Source organism: uncultured Methanobrevibacter sp. (genome assembly GCF_946184425.1).
In the GTDB taxonomy this organism is placed as follows: Archaea; Methanobacteriota; Methanobacteria; order Methanobacteriales; family Methanobacteriaceae; genus Methanocatella.
The window spans coordinates 17,923-35,668 of sequence record NZ_CAMHFP010000020.1; the positions used below are offsets into that span (position 1 = coordinate 17,923).

General features: G+C 34.4%; 19 protein-coding genes. 9 read left to right on the forward strand and 10 right to left on the reverse strand.

Annotated features, from left to right (window positions below; translation table 11 throughout):
* The first annotated feature begins 62 nt into the window (after positions 1-62).
* Together Q0P94_RS05785 and Q0P94_RS05790 are read left to right on the forward strand one after the other, a co-directional pair.
* Positions 63-923: a radical SAM protein gene (locus tag Q0P94_RS05785; RefSeq protein WP_295114663.1), complete on the forward strand. Its 861-nt coding sequence runs from the start codon at positions 63-65 to the stop codon at positions 921-923.
* 27 nt (positions 924-950) lie between these two features.
* Positions 951-2,231: a DEAD/DEAH box helicase gene (locus Q0P94_RS05790; protein WP_295114665.1), complete on the forward strand. Its 1,281-nt coding sequence runs from the start codon at positions 951-953 to the stop codon at positions 2,229-2,231.
* On the opposite strand, the gene Q0P94_RS05795 is transcribed toward Q0P94_RS05790, so the two are convergent.
* The 6 genes from Q0P94_RS05795 to Q0P94_RS05820 are packed head-to-tail and all read right to left on the reverse strand — an operon-like array spanning position 2,232 to position 7,749.
* On the reverse strand, positions 2,232-3,035 hold the full coding sequence (locus tag Q0P94_RS05795) for a winged helix-turn-helix transcriptional regulator (protein ID WP_295114667.1): 804 nt from the start codon (positions 3,033-3,035) through the stop codon (positions 2,232-2,234).
* 57 nt (positions 3,036-3,092) lie between these two features.
* Entirely contained in the window at positions 3,093-4,499 is a 1,407-nt protein-coding gene (recJ, locus tag Q0P94_RS05800) for a single-stranded-DNA-specific exonuclease RecJ (RefSeq protein WP_295114669.1), read from the reverse strand.
* Between the two features lie 5 nt (positions 4,500-4,504).
* Positions 4,505-4,774 (reverse strand): signal recognition particle subunit SRP19/SEC65 family protein, encoded by a 270-nt coding sequence (locus tag Q0P94_RS05805; RefSeq protein WP_295114670.1) that lies wholly within the window; start codon positions 4,772-4,774, stop codon positions 4,505-4,507.
* A gap of 8 nt (positions 4,775-4,782) precedes the next feature.
* The gene (glf, locus tag Q0P94_RS05810; RefSeq protein ID WP_295114673.1) at positions 4,783-5,877 is read right to left on the reverse strand and encodes a UDP-galactopyranose mutase; all 1,095 of its coding nucleotides are present in this window, start codon (positions 5,875-5,877) and stop codon (positions 4,783-4,785) included.
* Between the two features lie 5 nt (positions 5,878-5,882).
* Positions 5,883-6,986, reverse strand: a complete 1,104-nt coding sequence (locus tag Q0P94_RS05815; protein WP_295114675.1) for a glycosyltransferase — start codon at positions 6,984-6,986, stop codon at positions 5,883-5,885.
* Positions 6,979-7,749: a uroporphyrinogen-III synthase gene (locus Q0P94_RS05820; RefSeq protein WP_295114677.1), complete on the reverse strand. Its 771-nt coding sequence runs from the start codon at positions 7,747-7,749 to the stop codon at positions 6,979-6,981. The genes Q0P94_RS05815 and Q0P94_RS05820 overlap by 8 nt, the downstream gene beginning before the upstream one ends.
* Positions 7,750-7,983: 234 nt before the next feature.
* Here Q0P94_RS05820 and Q0P94_RS05825 point away from each other — a divergent pair, with 234 nt between their 5' ends.
* Positions 7,984-8,448 (forward strand): flavodoxin, encoded by a 465-nt coding sequence (locus tag Q0P94_RS05825; RefSeq protein ID WP_295114679.1) that lies wholly within the window; start codon positions 7,984-7,986, stop codon positions 8,446-8,448.
* Positions 8,441-8,956, forward strand: coding sequence for a flavodoxin family protein (locus Q0P94_RS05830; RefSeq protein ID WP_295114681.1), 516 nt, complete (start codon positions 8,441-8,443; stop codon positions 8,954-8,956). The genes Q0P94_RS05825 and Q0P94_RS05830 overlap by 8 nt, the downstream gene beginning before the upstream one ends.
* Before the next feature lie 31 nt (positions 8,957-8,987).
* Here the strand turns inward: Q0P94_RS05830 and Q0P94_RS05835 are convergent, their stop codons facing one another.
* Positions 8,988-10,301: a hypothetical protein gene (locus tag Q0P94_RS05835; protein WP_295114682.1), complete on the reverse strand. Its 1,314-nt coding sequence runs from the start codon at positions 10,299-10,301 to the stop codon at positions 8,988-8,990.
* On the opposite strand from Q0P94_RS05835, the gene Q0P94_RS05840 reads away from it, so the two are divergent.
* The 3 genes from Q0P94_RS05840 (at position 10,291) to Q0P94_RS05850 (ending at position 11,349) form a co-directional block, all read left to right on the forward strand.
* Positions 10,291-10,476 (forward strand): hypothetical protein, encoded by a 186-nt coding sequence (locus tag Q0P94_RS05840; protein ID WP_295114684.1) that lies wholly within the window; start codon positions 10,291-10,293, stop codon positions 10,474-10,476. The genes Q0P94_RS05835 and Q0P94_RS05840 overlap by 11 nt on opposite strands.
* A gap of 233 nt (positions 10,477-10,709) precedes the next feature.
* Entirely contained in the window at positions 10,710-11,081 is a 372-nt protein-coding gene (locus Q0P94_RS05845; protein WP_295114686.1) for a hypothetical protein, read from the forward strand.
* 22 nt (positions 11,082-11,103) lie between these two features.
* Positions 11,104-11,349, forward strand: coding sequence for a hypothetical protein (locus tag Q0P94_RS05850; protein ID WP_295114688.1), 246 nt, complete (start codon positions 11,104-11,106; stop codon positions 11,347-11,349).
* On the opposite strand, the gene Q0P94_RS05855 is transcribed toward Q0P94_RS05850, so the two are convergent.
* Complete coding sequence (locus Q0P94_RS05855; RefSeq protein WP_295114689.1) at positions 11,338-12,339, reverse strand: acyltransferase; 1,002 nt, start codon at positions 12,337-12,339, stop codon at positions 11,338-11,340. The genes Q0P94_RS05850 and Q0P94_RS05855 overlap by 12 nt on opposite strands.
* A 174-nt stretch (positions 12,340-12,513) precedes the next feature.
* Between Q0P94_RS05855 and Q0P94_RS05860 the strand changes: the two genes are divergently transcribed.
* The gene (locus tag Q0P94_RS05860) at positions 12,514-13,764 is read left to right on the forward strand and encodes an adenosylhomocysteinase (protein ID WP_295114691.1); all 1,251 of its coding nucleotides are present in this window, start codon (positions 12,514-12,516) and stop codon (positions 13,762-13,764) included.
* A gap of 18 nt (positions 13,765-13,782) precedes the next feature.
* The gene (gene metK, locus Q0P94_RS05865; RefSeq protein ID WP_295114693.1) at positions 13,783-14,958 is read left to right on the forward strand and encodes a methionine adenosyltransferase; all 1,176 of its coding nucleotides are present in this window, start codon (positions 13,783-13,785) and stop codon (positions 14,956-14,958) included.
* Between the two features lie 99 nt (positions 14,959-15,057).
* On the opposite strand, the gene Q0P94_RS05870 is transcribed toward metK, so the two are convergent.
* A complete protein-coding gene (locus tag Q0P94_RS05870) occupies positions 15,058-16,488 on the reverse strand; it encodes an oligosaccharide flippase family protein (RefSeq protein ID WP_295114696.1) in 1,431 nt (476 codons plus the stop codon).
* A 135-nt stretch (positions 16,489-16,623) separates the two neighbouring features.
* Positions 16,624-17,667 (reverse strand): phosphorylcholine transferase LicD, encoded by a 1,044-nt coding sequence (locus Q0P94_RS05875; protein ID WP_295114698.1) that lies wholly within the window; start codon positions 17,665-17,667, stop codon positions 16,624-16,626.
* Between the last annotated feature and the right edge of the window lie 79 nt (positions 17,668-17,746).

The window sequence follows — 17,746 nt, forward strand, 5'->3', positions numbered from 1 at the left end:
CTTATTACTTTACAAATGCTCTGTAGATTTCATTAAATATTATAGTTATCAAATTTAATTTCATGCATAATGTCACATCAAAAAGCATTCTATCTAGAAATAATGGAATGAATTTATATCGGGGTTGTACTCATGGCTGCATATACTGTGATTCAAGAAGCGATGTATATGGCATGGAACATGAGTTTGAAGACATTGAAGTTAAAGAAAATGCTTTAGACCTGCTTAAAAAAGAATTGATTAAAAGACCAAAATCAATGATTGGAACTGGAGCAATGACAGACCCCTATATTCCATTGGAAGCGGATTTAAAATATTTGAGACAGTCACTGGAATTGATTGACAGATATGGTTTTGGTTTTACCTGCATTACAAAATCGGATTTGATATTGAGGGATCTGGACTTGCTTAAAAAAATCAATTCAAAATCTAAAGTTGTAATTCAGATGACTTTAACTACATCTGATGATGAATTATGCTCTATTTTGGAGCCTGATGTCTGCAATACTTCAAGACGGATCGAAGTGCTTAATATCTTGAAAGATGAGGGAATCCCTTCTGTAGTCTGGTTATGTCCGATTTTGCCGTATATTAATGATACTGAGGATAATATTAATTCTATTTTGGACTCATGTATTGAAGCGGATGTTAAAGGAATATTGTGTTTTGGTATGGGGTTGACTTTAAGAAAGGGCAATCGCGAACACTTCTATCAAAAGTTGGATGAGCATTTCCCCGGCCTTAAAAATAGATATGTTAATGAATTCGGAAATGACTATTTTATTCCTTCTCCAGATAATGACAGATTGATGGATATTTTCTACAGAAAAACTTCTCAAAACAATATTTTAAATAATTCTCAGGAAATATTCGAGTATCTTCATGATTTTCCTCAAAAGTCATATCAGTCTAAATTAATTTAAATAACTGTTTTTTTAAATATTAATATAATGAATTTTGATGATTTAAATATTTCTGATGAAATTAAAAAAGCTATTGTTGATATGGGTTTTAAAAAGACAACACCTATCCAAAAAGCAGTTATTCCACAAGCATTGTCCGGCAAGGATATTATGGGTCAGGCTCAAACAGGGACAGGCAAGACAGTTGCATTTGGGATTCCAATTTTAGAAAAAATTTTTATTCCGGATAAATCTCCTCAGGCCATTATTCTATGTCCGACAAGAGAACTGTGTATTCAGGTTGCTGATGAAATTGCTAAAATTGGAAATAAAATTAAAAAATTGAAAATTTTAGCTGTTTATGGTGGACAACCAATTGGAAAGCAGACCCGAGTTTTAAAAAAGGGCGTTCATATTGTTGTTGGCACTCCAGGAAGGGTAATTGATCATATTGAACGAAAAAACCTTGATTTAATAGGTGTTGAAAGTGTCGTCCTGGATGAGGCTGATGAAATGTTGGATATGGGTTTTAGAGATGATATTGAATTGATACTGCACAATACTCCTAAACAAAGGCAAACTTTACTTTTTTCTGCCACAATCCCTGAAGAAGTTAAAAAAATAGCTCAAAAATATCAAAATAATCCAAAATTTATTAAAATTGCATCTAATAAAAGGAATATTCCTAAAATTACACAATTTTCATTCAAAACATCAAAGAAAACAAAATTCGAGGATTTATGTAAACTAATTGATGCATGGAATGTTAAACATGGTCTGGTGTTTTGCAATACCAAAAATGGGGTGGATTTTGTTGTAAAACATTTAAAAAAGAATGGTTATTCTGCTGATTCTATTCATGGGGATATGACACAAAAGGTTAGAGACAAAGTCATGAATAAATTCAGAAACGGAAACATTCATATTTTGGTTGCAACGGATGTAGCTGCTCGTGGAATTGATGTGGAGAATATTGATGTAGTTATTAATTATGATATTCCTCAGAATCCTGAAATTTATATTCATAGGATTGGAAGGACTGCAAGAGCGGGAAACAAAGGTAATGCATTTAGTTTAGTAACTCCTCAGGATGAATATTATATGATAAATATCAAAAAGAATTCAAATGTAAAAATCTCTCAACGGAGTGTTCCGTCATTGGAAGAAATAGATTACATTAAAAATAAGAATATTATAGGGAAGGCCATAAAAAGCATAAGAAATGATGATTTGAGTGAATATATAAAAATAATTGAAAATAATTCTTCAGGAGATATTTCCAGTGTAGAAATAGCTGCGAGTTTATTAAAAATGGTTAGGGAAAATTAATTATTTTCCACCATCAATTATGTTAAATTTAATTTTTTCGTTTTCTAGTTCACGGATAAATGCTTTGCTCATATCGCCAACGCATATTGCAATAACATTCAGTCCTTTACGGGCTGCATTTGCAGTTGCTTGGGGAGCTGCAAATTCAATGTCTATTGGTATGTCAAGCTTATTTGCAACAGCACGTGCAACAGTACCCGCCACTGCGACTTTATCAATTTTATTTCCGCTATTTGTACCATTTTTGAAAATATTTTTGATTAATTCTAAATCACAAGCTTTTGAACCGCCATCCTTGATTGTCGGAACATTAATGACTGTAACTTCACCAATACTCATGTCAATGATTCCGGTTAAGTTGGTTAATGATACATCACTGTCAGCTTCAGCATCTTCCAAGACAACACCTGTTGCATTTTCTTCTTTTTTGTGAGCATATAAAACTCCATTTTCCATATAGAGTCCGACGATGTCATCTTTTTTCAAATCTTCAGTTGCTATAGCTGGCCAGATAGTTTTATAATGATTCATAGTTTCTAAAACAGAATCGGTATATTTTCTTAAGCTGATGGCATCCCTTTTAACCTTATCAATACCTGCTTGGGTTATTTTATAAGGTGATCTGCCATCTTTTGAGGTAATATAACCTAATTCCATTAATGTTTTAATATTCTCGGAAACCGCTTGTATTGTGATTCCCAAACTTTTAGCCAAATCTTTTTGTTTGAGGTGAGGATCTTGTTTAGATATTTCACTTAAAATTTGAAAATGTGTAAGTGCACCTCTTTTTTTAAATGCTTTCATATTTCTCATTCCCCTAAAATATAGATATGTTTATTTATCTAATTAGTATTATATAAATTAATTTGTAAGTTTGCCATTTAATTTTTCATTGAATAATTCAATGAACTCATCTTTTTTATCAATAGGTACGTAGGCACCACAGGCCATCGCATGCCCTCCGCCACTGCCTCCAAGTTCCTGTGAAACTTCACGGATAATGTGACCAAAATGAATTCCGTCATATGAAAGCAGTCTTGAGCATCTGAGTGAAATTTTAAGTCCGTTCTCATCTGTTTGTGTAAATCCGATGATTGGTTTTTTCCAGTTGCAGTATCCTAAAATCATTCCTGTTACTGTTCCAACAATTTCAGGTTTGATTCCTGTTCCGTCAAAGTATTGGAGGTTTTCCAGTTCTATGATATTTGCCTCATCACTTTCTGCAATTTCAGATATTGCTGTTGCCAGGTTATAACGGTGAGTTTTACTAATTGATTCAAGATTGTCGAGAGCTTCAATCCTATCGCCCTTCAGCACTTCCATTGCTATTTTTTCCTCATGATTTCTGCCACATGCATTCATTGCGGTTGAAAATTCAGATCCGTCCCTTAAAAAACTGTCTTCATCTTCTTTTAAGAAGGTATATGAGTCTCCGATAATTAATTTAGGTATGTATTGGATATATCTTCCAGGAACAACTTTGGAAATCATTTCTACCATTTTTTGGAATAATTTGCCTTTTTCTTCCATTGTCAATTCATTCAATGTTTTCCGATTGTGTTTTTCATCAATTCCCAACTCTTCCAAAATTGCCATAGTTTCAGCTGTGTTGTTGGTAATTGGTAGCTTAACGTCACTGAAATATGAAAGGGCAACAAACAATGGTCTGGTGTTTCTTCCATAGATGTTAATGTCATTTTCGACCAGTTCTAGATATCCTCCATCAATCGCATCCTGCTGGATGATTTTATTTAGACCTTCAAAATGTCCGCTTTTAGTATTTTGCATATCTCCAATAGCTGATAGAACTCCAATCCAACTCAAATCAGTATATCCGAATTCTTTTGCTAAAAAATAGCATAATCCGCCCCCACAAACATAATAAGACCCATCAATTCCATGATGGATTGGATTGATTTCAAGGTATGTATAATTTTTATCATCTCTGTAATCAAGGCTTCTGAGTGGGGGGTGATGATCTAAGATGATTATCTTTTGATTGTCTTTTGCTTTTGTATCAATTCGCTGACCGGAACCTAAATCCGAAAATATTGTAAGTTCATGGTCCAGGTCAAGGTCATCCAAAACATCAAGATTGACGAATTCAATGTCATGCTCTTTGTTTTGTCTGTCAAGGATGGTTGATAATATTGCGCCTGAACAAATTCCGTCACAGTCTATGTGAGAATATATCTTAATATCTTCAGAGTTTTCGATAATTTTTCGGGCTTCACTGTACTGTTCAGACATTAGTTGTGGTATTTCCATAGTAATCATTTTCTAATTTCTTTTATTTTTAAACTGATTTCGCGGATAAGTTCCAATTTTGTCTTATCCCATTCTACTAAAACTCTTCCGGATTTTTCATACCATTTTCCAGGATATGAAAATTCTTTCTGTACATTATAAGTTAAATTAAGTCTTTTAAGTGCAGTTTCTATGTCTTTGACTGTCGGTTCACTAACGCAGTCCGCTTTTGCAATTTTCCTGCCTTCGGAAAGACTTAAGTTTTTATCCATATATTGTGGCCATACTGTAATCATTTTTACACCTATCTAATTTGATTTTCAAAGATGTCCAATGCATCTTTAACAACTAAATCCATATTGTAATATTTGTATTTTGCTAATCTACCTGCAAAGATAACGTTTTCCTCTTTTTCCATTTCCGCTTCATATAATTTGAATTTATCAAGATATTCCTGTGTAGGATAAGGATAACATTTCTCGCCATTGAATCCAGGATATTCCTTCATTATTGCGGTTTTGCCTTCAACTTCCTGTCCTGTCAATTTTTTGAATTCGGTTATTCTTGTAAAGTAAGGATGATTAGGATAGTTGACAACGGCCACTTCCTGGAATGACTCTTCATCTAAAAATTCATAAACAAAGTTCAGGCATCTGTACAACAATTCCCCATATTTGTAATCATAGAAATAATCTATCGGACCAGTATATATTAAGGTTTCATAATTGATTTTATCTATATAATCCTTATAGTCTGATTTAAGGCCTATGTGAATATTGTCACTTTTGGCCATGTTTTCACACATTTTTGTAAAACCTTCTTTCGGCATTCCCTGATAAGTGTCTGCAAAGTATCTTGTGTCGTGATTGAATCTGAATGGAATTCTTGAAATGACGCTTGAGCTTAAGTTTGCCGCTGATGTTCCCCATTGTTTTTCTGTATAGTTTTTAAACAATTTCTCGTAGATGTCACGGCCTGCATTTTTCAGGACAACGTCCTCTGAGGATTTTACCTCATCGATATCTTCCTTATGTTCATCAATCCACTCATGCATGGATTCTTCATCCAAATCAAGGTCGTATAATGCATTCAATGTATCAATGCAGATTGGCATTGGTACTAGCTTGCCGTCAACGCAGCTTAAAACCTTATGTTCATAGTCTGTCCATTCAGTAAACTGTGAAAGGTAATCATGAACCATTTTATCGTTTGTATGGTAAATGTGAGGTCCATATTTTTGGATTAAAATGTCATTTTCATAAAAATCATATACATTTCCGCCGATGTGGTCCCTTTTTTCAATTACCAATACCTTTTCATCCAGTTCATTGGCAATTCTCTCAGCTATTGTCAAGCCGGAAAGGCCCGCACCGACAATTACGTATTTATAGTCAGCCATTATTTTCACTCCTTTGAAAGTTGAATTTTGGATTCAATTGCTGTTGTCATTGAACTTAGAAGCATTCTTGATTTCAAATCAGTTTTATGAATCTTTTTGAGTTTGTTAACTTTGCGCAATAGCAGTCTGTTTTCCTCTTTGGTAAATGGAGAGTTTTTCCATGTATGCATCCAGTGAAGCAGGTGCGGATTGAGGGATACTGTCTGCACATCATCTGAAAATCCTTCAGTTTTTTTCCTGCAGTAAATATAGGACTCCATCAGTTCATCAAGAAGACGTACATTGACTGTATTGGTAATGGACTTGTCGTCAGGCAAGTCTCTGATGTAGTAATCATAAGATATGAAATTATTTAAATATACGATGCCTTTAGCATTGAGCAATGCTTCAAGGGTAAATGCCATGTCATCACCTGAAACGAACTTTTGGAAGCGAAGATTATTGTCCATAATCAGTTCTCTTCTGTAGATTTTACACCAGACAGAAGGTTGCATTTTAAGCAAATCCGGTTCCTGTTCGATATTGTCCACGTGAATTATATCTAACGGCTTGTCTCGTGGGTATGTAACTTCCAAAGTCTTTCCGTAAAGAACCCTTTCTACAACATTGTCCCAAATCACATCCGGAATGTCAAGGAAGTTTGCGCTTTCAAATTTTTCATCTGGATACGCACTTTCCAAATCATCCAAATACGGGGAGTATGACTTTTGAACGTATCCTCCATATTCAAATATCCTTCTGAATCTTGCGAAGGTCATGTCCGCATCATATTTTTTGACTGCTTCGTATAATGTTTCGCATGCATCTGGGGTGTATCTGTCATCAGGGTCCAGAAACATTATGTAGTCTCCGGTTGAAGCTTCAATACCTGTATTGCGGGGGGTGTGAGCACCTCCGCTGTTGGTTTCATGATGAATTGCTACACAGCAATCATATTTTTCAGCATACTCATCGATTACCTTATCAGATCCGTCTGTTGAACAATCGTTAACCATAATTATTTCTAGATTTTCATTTCCAATTGTTTGGTTTATAAGAGAGTCAATCCCTCCTCTAAGGTGAGGTCCAACATTAAAAATTGGTAAAATAATGCTTATTTTATCATTCATGTTCTTCTCTCCATGATTTAAATAACAGTTCCATCATGTCCGGAACAGTATAAGTGTCAGGGTAAATGTAGGAAACGCCATATTTTTCAAGTACCTTTGCAGTAATCGGGCCGATGCAAACGGTCAGCAGGTTGTCGTTTATAAGTTTTGCAAGATTTTGTTTATCGTCAGCTATTTCAAAGAAGTTTTCTACAGTCAATGGACTTGTAAAGGTTATTGCATCAATTTCTTTGTTTTCAATTTTTGCGATTAACTCTTTTATCGCTTGTTCATCCATTGGGAATAAAGATTTGTATGCTTCAGCTAAAATCACTTCATTTCCAAGTTTTTCAAGTTCTTCAGGAAGAATTGGTCTTGCAGAAGCCGTCCTTGGAATTCCAATGGTCTGGTTTGTAATTTCACGTTTTTTAAACTCTTCAATAAGTCCTTCAGCAGTAAAATCTTCAGGCATCAAATCAACAGTCAATCCATTTTTTTCGGCTAATTTCCCGGTTTTATTTCCGATGACGGCTAATTTGCAGTTTATGCTTTTTAAAAATTCCGGATGGAATTTGTTCAGTGAAACGATTGTTGTAGGTGATGTGAAAATAATCCAATCCAGTTCATCTTTTCTTTCGACTAATTCTTTTAGGGATGCGCTATTTACAGGCTCCAAATCAAGAGTAGGTGCAAGAATTGCACTTCCTCCTAACTTTTCAACAATCTCGCAAGCCTTTTTTGCCCTATCTTTTGGCCTTGTTATTGCAACAACAGGTTTTGACATTTTACATTACCTTCATTATTTAATAATGTTATATATTTTGTTTGAGGTGGTTTATATTATTTGTTAATTTTAAAATTTTTTAATATTGTTTTTCTCTGTGATAATTTCTTTAATTTGCTAAATTGGTTTTGTTTTGTAATTTTTAGTCTGCTTTGAAAAGAGGTATTGCTAATAATTGTTGCGAATGTTGACATTAATATATCATGAAAATCATATTAAAAAATAGGTGATAATATGGCAAACGTTTTGGTAGCATATTTCTCGGCAAGCGGAATTACAAAGGATGTGGCAGAAAGGATTGTCAATGAAAACGGATATGGATTATTTGAAATCGAACCGGTGGAAAAATATACTCCAGCGGATTTGGATTGGACTGACAGGAATTCAAGATCAACAATTGAGATGAACGACAAGTCATTCAGACCTCCAATCAAGGAAAGTTGTGACGTTTCAGATTATGATATTGTCGTAATTGGCTTTCCGGTATGGTGGTACACCGCACCGACAATCATAAACACATTCATAGAAAGCGTTGATTTGACTGGTAAGACAATCAAGCTCTTCTGCACATCAGGAGGTTCCGGAATCGACAAATGTGTGGATGACCTTCAAAAAACATACCCTGAACTTAATTTCGCCAAAGGAATGAGATTTAGGAGTGATGTTTCAAAAGCCAAGGAGTGGATAGAAAATGAATAAGAAAGTTATAGTCATAAGTTCCTCACCGAGAATCGGTGGAAATTCAGACACACTGTGTGATGAATTTGTAAGGGGAGCATTGGATGGAGACAATGCGGCAGTCAAATACAATCTCGAAGAGATAAGATTCCATGCATGCAAGGCATGTTATAAATGCAAGACTCCTGAGATGAAGTGTTTTCAGGAAGATGGGCTTGCCGAAGTATTGGATAAGATGATGGAAGCCGATGTTATCGTATATGCAACTCCAATTTACTACTATTCAATGTGCGGAACCCTAAAAAGATTCTTCGACAGATGCTATCCGATATTCAACCAGCTGGAAGATAAGGATTATTACATCATAACTTCTGCGGGATCATCAAACGGAAACGCATTGACCGGAATCAGGGACTTCATTAGCTTTTCCAAAAATCCGACCGAAAAGGCAGTATTTACTGTAATTGGTGATGCGAAATCCCAGACTGAACTGTTAAAAGAAGTATATGAAGCAGGTTTTGACTGCTAAAAAAAGAAAATTAGGAAAGAATTAATCTTTCCTATCCTTTAAAAGGATTTGAACTGTTGTACTCTTTACCATCAACAGTTAATGTAAACTCACCATAGTCTATTTCACCAGAAACTTCTAAACCTGATACTGAACTGTCGCCAGTCAATGTCCATTTTGAATTGTCGGCTACCTTAACTGTAGTGTTTCCTGTAGAGTTAATTGCTCCTTTAAACTCGGTGTTTTTCATGGTCCAATTAAGTGAACTGATGGAATCGACAATAACATTACCGTCTATTTTTTCATTATCGGTATTGACTTCAGCCACTCCGCCGTTGGATCCTGTTGTTCCCCACTGGTTTTGACCTGCAATCTCTAAAAATGTTCCGCTGCCGAATTTCAATTCAGTATTTTCCAGATTGATTACACATGCTGTGTTTGTCACGTGAAACAGAGGGGCTTCCTTGTAAACAGGTGAGTCTTCTGCTATTGTGAGTTTTGAGTTTTTGGCAGTAAAGAGCGATGTTCCAACATCAGCGTCCCCGCTCATGGACTGGTAGATGAACACTCCTCCCAAATCAACGTATTCGTCTCCATCCTGCCTGTTACCTCCAGCATAACCTGTTAAATCACAATTATCTAGTTCGATTGAGTTTTTACCTTCAATACATGCAATCTGTGATACATATGCAGTACCTTTTGTATTGTCTGCAGTTATGTTTCCTGTTGAATAGATTAAAGGTGACCCTCTTCCTGAGTCTTTGCTGACTCCGGTGTTGATTTCTGAGTTGTCAACATGAACCTCTCCTTCTCCACGGTCTGTTGCAAGAGCAGCACAGCTTTGACCGTCAGTGTTTATCACGACATTTGAAGCGGTGATCTTACCGTTGTAGGTTGCATCAAGTCCTCTTGACTTGTCGGAGTGTGTTGTTATTTTCACATTGTCAATTCTGGCTTCGGTTGTGCCTGAAACTGTTGCCTGACCAGGTTGGCCGCCGCCGTTGCCGTCAGGAGCTTGTCCTCCATCACCAGATCCTTCAGGCATTTCAGGAGGCTGTCCTCCAGTTGCACCTTGACCTTCTCCGCTGCCGTTTCCTGTTGCTTCCGGAGGCTGTCCTCCTTCACCTTGAGCTTCGCCGGAAGAGCTGCTGCTGTCAACGGTGGTTTCGGCGTTGGTTACAAAAATACCGTTGGAACCTTTTGAGTTTGTATTGATTTCAACGTTTGAGATGTCCAAAGTTCCGTTGGTGTTTACAAGAACTGCTGAGTTGACACCATAAAAGTCAGCGTCATCTCCTGAAGTCTGTGTGTCGCCGGTCTTGTTGACCATTGAATTTTTAAGAGTCAGTTTTCCGTTGTTTGTCACTAGGATTGAATTTAAATCACTGGAACTGGATGATATTAATCCGTTTTCCTTTGAATCCTCAGTAGCGTTTACAACAATATTTCCAATATCTTCAAGTGCATTTGCATCAATATTAACAGAATTTGCTATTTGTGATGTTGTATTGTTTGTGAGTGCAAATGCCCTGCTCCAATAAGTATTACGACTGCGATTGCCGCAATCAAAAGCTTTCTGTTCATAAATATAATAACTTGCAAGTCATATTTAACATTTTTGAATAATATGGAGTTTAATTTATGATTATTTGATGATGGAAATTGTTGGTGTGATGCATAAGCAATTCTGTAAAATTTTATAGACTCAAAATTTTAAAAATTAAAGAATTACTTTATATAAGGAGGCATTGCATAAAATTAATTAAGTGATATTATGAATGTTTTAAAAATAGCGATTGTCATGCTAATATTACTCATGTCGATAGGTGCTGTCTGTGCTGCAGATAACATCTCTAGTGACGTGATTTGCGATGATGGTCAGGAAATCTTAGAATCTACGCAAAAAGACATTTATACGACTGATGAAGGTTCATTCACTGATTTAAATCTTGAAATCAAAAATGCAACTGGCGTTATGGATATAACTCAAGACTATAAATTCAATAATGAAACGGATTCCTCTAACTGGGGTATCATAGTTTATAAGAATGATTTTGTCATTAACGGTAACGGACACACATTCGACGGGAACGGCCAAGCAAGGGTAATGACCCATTGGAGTCAACATAACAATAAACAACCTTAGACTCATAAACGGAAATGGTGATATGGGTGGCGCCATTTTAATATATCCTGGCAGTTCCATTACAACAAGGAATATGACTTTTGAAAACAATTCTGCTAGCATAATGGGTGGTGCCGTTAAAGTTGAAGGCAATTATACAAGCGTTAACGATAAGTTTGTCAATAATTATGGTAAAGGTGCGGCAATTGCCAGTACGGGCGAGATCAATTCTCTAACATTGAATAATGGGACTTTCATAAATAAATATTCGTTGGGATTATGCTCCTGAAACTTTTTGAAGGTAGGGGATTTTGCTGACGATGAAAGGCATAATCCAGGATAGGAATATGGTTGCAGCAAACATTAAGGGGAACATGATGTTTGAGTGCGGGTTTATTTTTGACATGAACATGATTACGATGACGTGGGAAAAATACATTCCATAACTGTAAAGGCTTATTGAACTGATTGTCTTGCCCACAGCGTTATTTTTGATTGAATCGAATCTGTTTTCCTTATCCAAATATTCAATGAAAAGATACAATCCAACTCCCATTGCGACAACCAAAATGTTTTGATACATCAGCTCAACGGAACCTAAGCTGTTGCTGTAGGTGTATGCGACAAAAATGGCCAGTGAAACCAAAAGAATGGCAAATCCAAGAACAGTCATTTTTTTGTTGTTAAATTTAAACTGTTTGGTTGATAAATAATAACCTAAAACAGGATATCCGATAAATCCTGCAAAATAATCAAGCTTGAAGTAAGGAAATAGCGGATATAACTTAAAGGTATTTAAAATGATGAAAATAAACCAGATTGCCAGGAAATATTTGCATGCGTCCTCACCATACTCCCTAATGAATACGTTAATGAGAGGAATTGCAAGATAAATTCCAATCAAAGTCCAGAAATACCACATTATGGATGGATTTCCGATAAACACATTCCACATGTATGTGTAGGGTTTGTGGAAATGGAAATTGGTCAATGTAATTAGAATCATCCAGAAGATGAAGGGGTATATGATTCTGGCAAATCTTCTCTTTAAAAAGTCCTTTAAGCTAGGATATTCTCTGTTTAAAAGAAGAGCTCCGCTAATCATTAGAAATATTGGAACGCCGATTCTTCCGATGTCATGGAATGTTAATTGTGCAATGACTTCAAATGGGGTGTTTAAAGGCCCGAAATAGAAATCCACATGACATATTATTACGGCTATTATTGCAAATGCCCTTAGCAGGTCGTAGTAAAAAATTCTTTCTTTTTTGGTTTTCATTGAAGTTATTTATGTTTTGTTTTTATTTAATTTTTTTGAAAATAGTTTATTTTAATTCTTTTTATGGGATGTAACTTTAATATACATTAATTTAAAATAATAATATAAAGTGATTGATAATTATTCTAAATTAATGCCAATTTTCAATACACTTATTTTTATGGAATGATTTTTATGAGTAAAGTAAAAGACATGTCTTTAGCACCAGAAGGTGTTAGAAAAATCGAATGGGTTCAAAAACACATGCCTGTTTTGGAATCCATTAAAGAGGAATATTTGGAAACCCAACCTTTCAAAGGAATAACTATCGGTTCATGTTTACATTTGGAACCTAAAACAATCAATTTAGGTTTGACATTGATGGCAGGTGGAGCTGAAGTCGCAATGACTGGATGCAACCCACTGTCCACACATGACGATGCAGTTGCAGGAGCCGCCGATTTAGGATTGAACGTCTACGGATGGAGAGAACAGGACGACGAGGAATACTACCAAACCATCAATATGGTACTCGACCACAAACCTGACATCATCATCGACGACGGAGCAGACATGATTATGGTTTTACACAATGAAAGGACTGAACTTTTAAGCCACATCAAAGGAGCATGTGAAGAAACCACAACAGGTGTTCACAGATTACAAGCAATGCATGCAGACGGAGCATTGAAATTCCCAGTAATCGCAGTAAACGACGCATACACCAAATACCTATTCGACAACAGATACGGAACCGGACAATCAAGCTTCGACGCAATCATGGGAACAACCAACATGGTAATCGCAGGAAAAACCGTAGTCGTTTCAGGATACGGATGGTGCGGAAGAGGCCTTGCACTCAGAGCAGCAGGTCTCGGAGCAGACGTAATCGTAACCGAAGTAGATCCAATCAGAGCTTTAGAAGCAAGAATGGACGGATACAGAGTAATGACCATCAGAGAAGCAGTAAAACAGGCAGACCTGATTATTACCGTAACCGGAAATGCAGACATCATCTGCGGTGATGATTTCAAATACATGAAAGACGGATGTATGCTTGCAAACTCTGGACACTTCAACGTCGAAATCAACAGACCAGACCTTGAAGCAATCTCAACCGAAGTCAAAGAAGTACGTGAAAGCATAGAAGAGTTCACAACAAAAGACGGACGTAAAATCTACCTATTGGCTGACGGAAGATTAGTTAACCTTTCAGCTGCACGTGGACAAGGACATCCTGCTGAAATTATGGACATGAGTTTTGCCGTACAGGCATTATCCGCAAAACACATCCTTGAAAACGACTTGCCGGTCGGAGTAACTAAAGCACCTGATGAAATCGACTACAATGTAGCATCCATGAAATTAAATGCAATGGGCATTGAAATCGACTCACTAACAGACAAACAAAAAGCATACATGGCTAACTGGCAAGAAGGAACATAAAACTGATAGGTTGATATCATGAGTGAAATTTATAGGACATTTACATCAGAATCCGTAACTCAGGGGCACCCTGATAAAGTTGCAGACATAATATCTGATGCAATATTGGATGCATATATGGCACAGGATAAAAATTCCCATGTAGCATGTGAAACCTGTGTAACCACAGATTTTTGTATGGTATTTGGTGAAATTACTTCAACAGCAGATATATCTGATGACGAAATTGAAAAAATCATTAGGGATACAATCATTGAAATAGGTTATGATAATCCTGATTTGGAATTTGATGGGCATACTTGTGAAGTTGTAAATAGGCTTCACGCACAATCTCCAGATATCAATCAGGGAGTGGACAGAGGTGAAGAGGAAAGTGGTGCTGGAGATCAGGGAATGATGTTCGGCTTTGCAACCAACGAAACTGATTCATTAATGCCTTATCCAATTGATCTAGCACATAAGTTGACTAATAAATTGACTGAACTTCGTGAAAGTGGAGAAATTCCATACTTAAGGCCTGATGGTAAAGCACAAGTATCAGTTAATTATGATAAAAACGGAAATGTTATCTCTTTGGATGCTGTTGTTTTATCAACTCAGCATGATGAAACTATGTCTGATAATCAGGAGCAATTAAAATCTGACATTCGTGAAAAACTCTTTAAAGCGGTCATTCCTGATGAATTGATGACTGAAGATACAAAAGAACACATTAATCCTACTGGTAAATTTGAAATTGGAGGTCCTCATGGAGATGCAGGTTTAACAGGTCGTAAAATTATTGTTGATACTTATGGAGGATATGCAAGGCATGGTGGAGGAGCATTTTCCGGAAAAGACTGCACCAAAGTAGATAGAAGTGCATGCTACATGGCAAGGTATATTGCTAAAAATATTGTAGCTAGTGGTCTTGCAGAAAAATGTGAAATTCAATTATCCTATGCAATTGGAGTGGCCGAACCAACTTCAATAATGGTAGATACCTTTGGAACTGAAGCGGAGATTATAGATAATATTTCTTTTGAGCAAATTGTACGTGAAAACTTCAAAGTTACTCCTGATGGAATCATTGAAACATTAGGTTTAAGAAATGTTTCATATAAACAAACAGCTAAATATGGGCACTTTGGTATTGTAGGGCTCCCATGGGAGAAAACTGATAAAATTGAAGATTTAAAAAAATATATTAAATAGGAGATTATTTCTCCTAACATATTTTTTTTTAATATAATGTCTTTTTTTTAATTATATATCAATTCATGTATTTCTAAACATTTTTAGTTAGTTCATGCATTAATTTTTACCTAAAATTTCTTTAATAATAAACATATCTTCATCATCGAAGACTCTTAATAGGTAAACTGTTCCAAAGTAAATTATTATTCCAACTGGGAGTGCTATCCACATATTTAAGTTTAAGTAATAAAGTGCAATTCCTAAAATTCCGGTTCCAACAATAATTTTTATTAAATCATAATATAATTTTTTATTAGGTTTATGTCCAATCTTATGGATTACATATTTTTGTATAATAACAATCAATATGTCACTCACTACTGTTGTTATTGCTGCTCCGATAAATGAAAATTTTGGAATTAAAATAAAGTTTAAAATAATATTAAATACTGCGGCTATTGCATATATTTTTGTAACAGTTACTTCTTTATGTGATGCTTGTAATAGTATATTTCCAGGACTTGCAACAAATAAAAGACAAACTGTCCAAATCAAGATTGATAATGTTGGAGCAGAATCAATGTATTCAGGGCCGTAAATCAATAATATTAGGTCTGTTGAATAAATCATAGTGCTCATAGCCAAGGGTATCATTATTAACATTAAATACTTAATTGATTTTTCATAACTTATTTCTAAAAGTTTTTCATCATTTTTAAAAAATTTACTCATCACTGGAAATATCACTGCGGTATATGCAGTATAAAGTAATGTAATAACATTAATTAATTTGTATGATGCATTATATATTCCCGTAGCGGTATTCCCAATAATATTTGTGAGCATAATTATGTCGACGGAGTAATAAATGGAATATAAAACTCCAGTTATTGCAAAAGGTATGGAATACATTGTGATTTTCTTACAAAAGGTTTTATCAAATTCAAAATGAGGTTTTGACACATATCTGATAAAAGTAATATAAATATATATTAATGCAATTATATTTGATATTAGATAAGCAAGGGTTATTCCTAAAAGTCCCCAATCACTAAAAATAGCTAATAATATAAATATGAGCAATATTGCATTTAACAAAGTATTTCCAATTCCTTGGTATTTTCCTTTTTCAAATGCTTGGAATCCACCATTCATTAAATTAATAAATGATTTAATTATCATTTCTAATGTAAAAAGGAGGGTTACTATTATAGTAGTTTCATCACATTTCAGTATCAATAATATTGCTAGTGTTAAAATGGCTGTGAGAATAGCAAAAATACTTTTAAGGGGGATTGCATTGCCTAAATATTTTGGTGAGGAGTCATAATCAGTTGCAATATGTCTCACGATATGTGTACTTATTCCAAAATCTGTTGTTATTGATAAAATTCCAGTTATGGAGGTTGCAAACCCCAAAATACCATAATCATGAACTCCAAGATATCTGGCTATTAAAATGGTCCATATAAATCCACAAATACTTGCTATAATTTGTGAAATTAGAATCCAGCTCATGTTATGGAATATTGTTTTTATTTGGTTCATTAAATCACTATATTAACTATTAAATTAATTATTTAATTTTCATAAATTTAAATGTTTAGAAAATTCAATGGTACATAGTATATGTTATTTTTATTTGTAAATATCTTAATTAGTTATTTCTTTAATTAGAAATTTTTATTCAAAGTTATCATTAATTTCTTTTAAGTAGTTAATAACATACTTAAATGAGTTGTCCATTTCTTCTTTTGAATGGAATAAAGTCGAATTATACTCACTATATCCATGAATTCTAATATTTGAAGGAATATCCATGAAATTATTTCCATATAATCTTTCAATGAATTTTTCTGGTTTATTTGGACATTTAATGTCGTATCCTTCAAATTTCATAGTTTTTGTAGGGAAAAAAATATTTTTTTCAAAAACTCCTAAATCATCAGATGATGATGCGTCAATGCCTTCTCCTATAAAATCTGTTTCATCCAAAGTTAATCCTAACTTTTCGAATCGTTCATTGAATTCTTTTTCAAAAGAAAAATCTGGGTTATGATATAATTTTCTAAAATAATATTTATGTCCTAGGTAATTTTTAGTGTAATAATCTATTGAATCTTCTTTAATGTAATCAAAGGGGAAAATATCCAATTTTACCATGGGTTTTAACCATCCTAATTGTAAGAATGTTGATTTTCCTAATTTTGGATCACTATTAAAGTATTCATCGTGACCTAGTTTTTCATCGTAAATAGTATTGAAATCTTTAAAATAATTATCTTTAGAATTAATTAATCGGGTAAGTGCACAATTTTCTTTAAAGAATTCATATTTATTAATTTCTTTTGGAAGAACTTCAATTAATTTATTATAATCTTTTCTTATCATTATAATATCAAAATCATCATCCCAAGGTATAAATCCTTCATGTCGTACTGCACCGATTAAAGTTCCATATGCAAGGCAATATTCTAAATCGTATTTTTTGCAGACATTATCTATGAATCTTAGTAATTCAGTATATAATAATTGAATATCTCTAAGTGTCCCTTCTGTTTTGATATTTGTAGATTTTATTAAAAAGTTTAACATTTCATTAGGGTTTGATGTAGGGGTTTTTTTTCTGTAAATAAATTTTGCAAAACGCATTGAATATAATAAAATTTTCTCAGAATTTTGAATTATTTTGGGAGATTTTTCATAAAGTTTACCTAAATTCATCATATTACTTCCATATTTTTATTGTGATAATTTAATCAATTAATTAAGAAATATTTTATTTCTAGACAATAAAATTCATTAT

Coding starts and splice junctions, on each gene's coding strand:
- Q0P94_RS05785 (WP_295114663.1), top strand. CDS start 63: ATGCATAATGTCACATCAAAAAGCATTCTATCTAGAAATAATGGAATG.
- Q0P94_RS05790 (WP_295114665.1), top strand. CDS start 951: ATGAATTTTGATGATTTAAATATTTCTGATGAAATTAAAAAAGCTATT.
- Q0P94_RS05795 (WP_295114667.1), bottom strand. CDS start 3,035: ATGAAAGCATTTAAAAAAAGAGGTGCACTTACACATTTTCAAATTTTA.
- recJ (WP_295114669.1), bottom strand. CDS start 4,499: ATGGAAATACCACAACTAATGTCTGAACAGTACAGTGAAGCCCGAAAA.
- Q0P94_RS05805 (WP_295114670.1), bottom strand. CDS start 4,774: ATGATTACAGTATGGCCACAATATATGGATAAAAACTTAAGTCTTTCC.
- glf (WP_295114673.1), bottom strand. CDS start 5,877: ATGGCTGACTATAAATACGTAATTGTCGGTGCGGGCCTTTCCGGCTTG.
- Q0P94_RS05815 (WP_295114675.1), bottom strand. CDS start 6,986: ATGAATGATAAAATAAGCATTATTTTACCAATTTTTAATGTTGGACCT.
- Q0P94_RS05820 (WP_295114677.1), bottom strand. CDS start 7,749: ATGTCAAAACCTGTTGTTGCAATAACAAGGCCAAAAGATAGGGCAAAA.
- Q0P94_RS05825 (WP_295114679.1), top strand. CDS start 7,984: ATGGCAAACGTTTTGGTAGCATATTTCTCGGCAAGCGGAATTACAAAG.
- Q0P94_RS05830 (WP_295114681.1), top strand. CDS start 8,441: ATGAATAAGAAAGTTATAGTCATAAGTTCCTCACCGAGAATCGGTGGA.
- Q0P94_RS05845 (WP_295114686.1), top strand. CDS start 10,710: ATGAATGTTTTAAAAATAGCGATTGTCATGCTAATATTACTCATGTCG.
- Q0P94_RS05850 (WP_295114688.1), top strand. CDS start 11,104: ATGGGTGGCGCCATTTTAATATATCCTGGCAGTTCCATTACAACAAGG.
- Q0P94_RS05855 (WP_295114689.1), bottom strand. CDS start 12,339: ATGAAAACCAAAAAAGAAAGAATTTTTTACTACGACCTGCTAAGGGCA.
- Q0P94_RS05860 (WP_295114691.1), top strand. CDS start 12,514: ATGAGTAAAGTAAAAGACATGTCTTTAGCACCAGAAGGTGTTAGAAAA.
- metK (WP_295114693.1), top strand. CDS start 13,783: ATGAGTGAAATTTATAGGACATTTACATCAGAATCCGTAACTCAGGGG.
- Q0P94_RS05870 (WP_295114696.1), bottom strand. CDS start 16,488: ATGAACCAAATAAAAACAATATTCCATAACATGAGCTGGATTCTAATT.
- Q0P94_RS05875 (WP_295114698.1), bottom strand. CDS start 17,667: ATGATGAATTTAGGTAAACTTTATGAAAAATCTCCCAAAATAATTCAA.